6 protein-coding genes are annotated in these 3,736 nt (G+C 33.0%); all 6 read left to right on the forward strand.

Annotation, left to right across the window (positions count from 1 at the left end):
- Nucleotides 1-45: 45 nt before the first annotated feature.
- The gene (locus RSB60_RS11125) at nucleotides 46-750 is read left to right on the forward strand and encodes an N-acetylmannosamine-6-phosphate 2-epimerase (protein WP_332616380.1); all 705 of its coding nucleotides are present in this window, start codon (nucleotides 46-48) and stop codon (nucleotides 748-750) included.
- Nucleotides 741-1,214, forward strand: a complete 474-nt coding sequence (locus RSB60_RS11130; RefSeq protein WP_332616382.1) for a PTS system mannose/fructose/N-acetylgalactosamine-transporter subunit IIB — start codon at nucleotides 741-743, stop codon at nucleotides 1,212-1,214. The genes RSB60_RS11125 and RSB60_RS11130 overlap by 10 nt, the downstream gene beginning before the upstream one ends.
- Before the next feature lie 12 nt (nucleotides 1,215-1,226).
- Nucleotides 1,227-2,003: a PTS mannose/fructose/sorbose/N-acetylgalactosamine transporter subunit IIC gene (locus tag RSB60_RS11135; protein ID WP_332616385.1), complete on the forward strand. Its 777-nt coding sequence runs from the start codon at nucleotides 1,227-1,229 to the stop codon at nucleotides 2,001-2,003.
- 13 nt (nucleotides 2,004-2,016) lie between these two features.
- Nucleotides 2,017-2,826 carry a PTS system mannose/fructose/sorbose family transporter subunit IID gene (locus RSB60_RS11140; RefSeq protein ID WP_332616387.1) on the forward strand — a complete coding sequence of 270 codons (810 nt, stop codon included), beginning with the start codon at nucleotides 2,017-2,019 and terminating at the stop codon, nucleotides 2,824-2,826.
- A 1-nt stretch (nucleotide 2,827) separates the two neighbouring features.
- On the forward strand, nucleotides 2,828-3,250 hold the full coding sequence (locus RSB60_RS11145; protein WP_332616390.1) for a PTS sugar transporter subunit IIA: 423 nt from the start codon (nucleotides 2,828-2,830) through the stop codon (nucleotides 3,248-3,250).
- A gap of 10 nt (nucleotides 3,251-3,260) precedes the next feature.
- A partial coding sequence (locus RSB60_RS11150) for a hypothetical protein (protein WP_332616392.1) occupies nucleotides 3,261-3,736 on the forward strand: 476 nt, incomplete at its 3' end.

Genomic DNA, 3,736 nt, shown 5'->3' on the forward strand with positions numbered 1-3,736 from the left:
TACATGTGGTATTATCAAGATATAAGGTGCCTTAAGGAGGATACGATGGAAGATATTCTTACAAAAATTCGTCATAAGTTGATTGTCTCATGCCAAGGCTATGATTGTAAAACATTTCATTCTGCAGATGATATGTTAATGATGGCTAATGCTGCAGCAATTGGCGGTTGTGTCGGCTTTCGATTAAACAGTCCAGATTACATTCGGTTAGTTAGGAAAAACTTCCCCAAACACTATATTATTGGTATTTGGAAGAAGGAATCACCAGGAAGTAATGTTTACATTACTCCTGATGTTGAATCTATATTTGCTTTGAAAGAATCAGGAGCGAATATAATTGCATTAGATGCTACAAATTCTACAAATTATCTTGGCGATTATGGTTGGGAAACAATCAAGAAAGCAAAGGAAATTGATCCATCTTTAATTATTATGGCTGATATATCTAATTTTAGTGAAGCAAAGAGTGCAGTCGAAGCAGGGGCTGATATCATCTCAACAACAATGAGTGGATATACTGATTACACTTTGGATAAATTAGATGGGCCTGATTTTAATCTAATTAAAAAATGTAAAGAAGAATTGGATACTTTTGTCATTTGTGAAGGACGAATTTGGACTCGTGAAGATGCAGTGAAGTGTTATGAAGCTGGCGCAGATTGCATTGTTGTTGGAACTGCAATCACGAACCCTAAGCTAATTACAAAAAGGTATGTTGATTTTCTAAAGGAGAACAAAATATGGGATTAATAGCATGTAGAGTGGATGATCGTTTAATTCACGGACAAGTAGCAACAAGCTGGATTAGAGGACAAAATATAGAAGTTGTCATAGTTGTTGATGATAAAATTTCTTGTAATCCTACACAAATCTCGATTCTGAAAGTTTCAGCACCTGCTGAGATTAAAATTTATGCGCTATCTATTGATAAATTTATTGAAAAATTTAACAAGGGAGTGTTGGATAATTATCGAGTAATGTTAGTGTTCGAAAACGTATTTGCTCCTTTAGCATTAATTGAACGAAACATTCCAATAAAGTCATTAAATTTAGGTGGTATGAGATTCAAAGAAGGCAGAAGACAAATTACTAAAGCTCTTTCTGTAAGTGAAGATGAAGAAAAAGCGATTAGAAAGATTTGCCAACTTAATGTAGAAGTAGAACACAGACAATTAACATCAGATACAAAAGTAAATGTTTTAACTTTATTATAGGAGGGTAATTATATGTTATCTCAAGCAATATTATTAAGTGTATTAGCGAGTTTATTATCAATTGAATGGATGAATGGTCACTTCGGATTATCGAGACCATTAATCACAGGTATGCTAACAGGTTTAGTTTTAGGAGACATGTCACAAGGTATTATTATTGGTGCCACATTACAATTGATTTTCATGGGTATAAGTGGTGTTGGAGCAGCAGTTCCACCAGATCAAACGATTGGAACATTAATAGCAACAGCGTTTGCGATATTAACTGGGCAAGGGGCCGAGATCGCATTAACATTGGCAATTCCAGTTGCTGTAGCTGCACAAGCATTAGATATATTTGGACGAACATTTAATACAGTATTTATTCATATGGCAGATAAATTTGCGGAAAAAGGCGAATATAAAAAATTAGAATTAGCTCATTATGCTGGTTTGTTAGTTCACTTTGTTCGTGTATCAGTCATTGTTTTCCCTGCAATCTATTTTGGTGTAGATGCAGTTCAAAATTTCATTGGAATGATTCCAGCTTCTGTTTTAAGAGGATTAGAAGTTTCTGGTGGAATGCTTCCTGCAGTTGGTTTTGGTATGTTATTAACAATGTTAAATATTCCGTATTTATTCCCATTCTTCTTTATTGGGTTTGCACTAGCAACATTCGGAGGCTTTTCAACTATTGGTGTTACGATGGTCGCAGTTTGTATAGCCTTGGTAATGGATTATTATAAAAAAAGCAGTAAAGCATCAGATTCAAATAAATCTAGTGAATTAGATTCTCTAATGGAAGATTAAGGAGGGAAATGTCATGAGTGATAAGATTATTAATAAACGAGACTTAAACCGCGTATTTAGAAGAGGCATTGCAATGCAGTTTTCTTGGAATTATGAACGTATGCAAGCTTTAGGTTACTGTTGGACTATTCTACCCGTACTAAAAAAATTATACAAAGGAAATCCTGATGGATTAAAAAAAGCAGTTGTACGTAACCTTGAATTCTTTAACACACATCCATTTATGGCGATGCCAATTATGGGAACAAGTTTAGCAATGGAAGAAAAAGTTGCTGAAGGTGGAGATATTGATGGTACGTCTATTAGTGCAATTAAAGTTGCAATGATGGGTCCTTTTGCAGGTATTGGAGATAGTTTCTTTTGGTTCACACTATTCCCAGTTTGTGCAGGTATTGGTGTATCTTTATCAAAAGGTGGATCAGTTTTAGGACCACTTGCTTTCTTAGTACTCTTTAATATATTTAATCTAGGTACTCGTTATTTCGGATTAAAATATGGTTACAAATTTGGTAATGAATTTATTGAAAAGATTTCTGGCGGTGCTATGATGCAACGATTAAGTGAAGGTACAACACTAGTTGGATTAATGGTGCTAGGAGTAATGACAGCAACAATGGTTACGGTTCCCCTTGATTTTGTAATTGGTGAAGGAGAACAAGCAATGTCATTGAAATTAATTTTTGATGGAATTATGCCGAATATAGTACCGTTATTATTAACACTAGGAGTTTACAAGTTAATTAAAAAAGGTATGTCTACAACTGCAGTACTTTTCTCAGTAATTGGAATCGCAATTCTGGGAGCAGTAATCGGATTATTCTAAGATGACAAAATTAGTTTTAGCAAGTCATGGACCATTAGCAGATGCATTAGTTGAAAGTTCAAAAATGTTATGTGGAGAAAATGAGTTTGTTTCATCTATTTGTTTACAAACTCATGATAGTGTCGAAGTGTTTACTGAAAAATTGAAAAGTAAAATAAATGTAAATGAAGAGACACTAGTTCTTGTAGATATACCAGGAGGGACACCTTCTAATCGTGCAATGTTTTTATTAAATGAATTTCCTATGATGAGAGTAGTGAGTGGAATGAATTTAATGATGCTAATCGAATGTATAATTAAAGCAAATAGTTGCACTATAGATGAACTGAAAGAATATGCAATTAATACTGGTAAAGAGTGTATTGGAGAAATGCAGTTAAATAAAGATAGATCACATTGTGATTTGGATGATTTATTAGAATAGAGGTAATAATATGAAAATTGGATTTGCTAAATCGACAATAACACCGGAATTTCCGGTGTTATTGTCAGGATTTGCAGTTAATCGGAAATCATCTAGTAAATTAGACGATTTATATGTAAAAGTTGTAATTTTCGAGCTTAATGATAAAAAATATGGATTAATTACATTTGATTTAGTTGCAATTGATAGTTTAATCATTGATAGAGTAAACAACATACTCAAAGAAAAAGATCTTGATGATACTAATTTTATTTGTATTGCTACTCATACACATTCAGGTCCATGCGGAATTGTTGATACAAATAACGGCGTGTTAAAACCAGTCAAAGAGATTTTTGGAGAAACTAATTTTGAATTAATAGAATATATTGTTAATCAAACAAAAGTTGCAATTGAAGAAGCTGTTCGTGGTATGAAAGAATCAATTGTTAGCTATTATAAAGATATATTAAGTGATATTGGAAACAATCGGAATTCTAAAGAATT

The sequence above is a fragment of the Anaerorhabdus sp. genome, from assembly GCF_036657415.1.
GTDB lineage: Bacteria > Bacillota_I > Bacilli_A > Erysipelotrichales > Erysipelotrichaceae > Anaerorhabdus.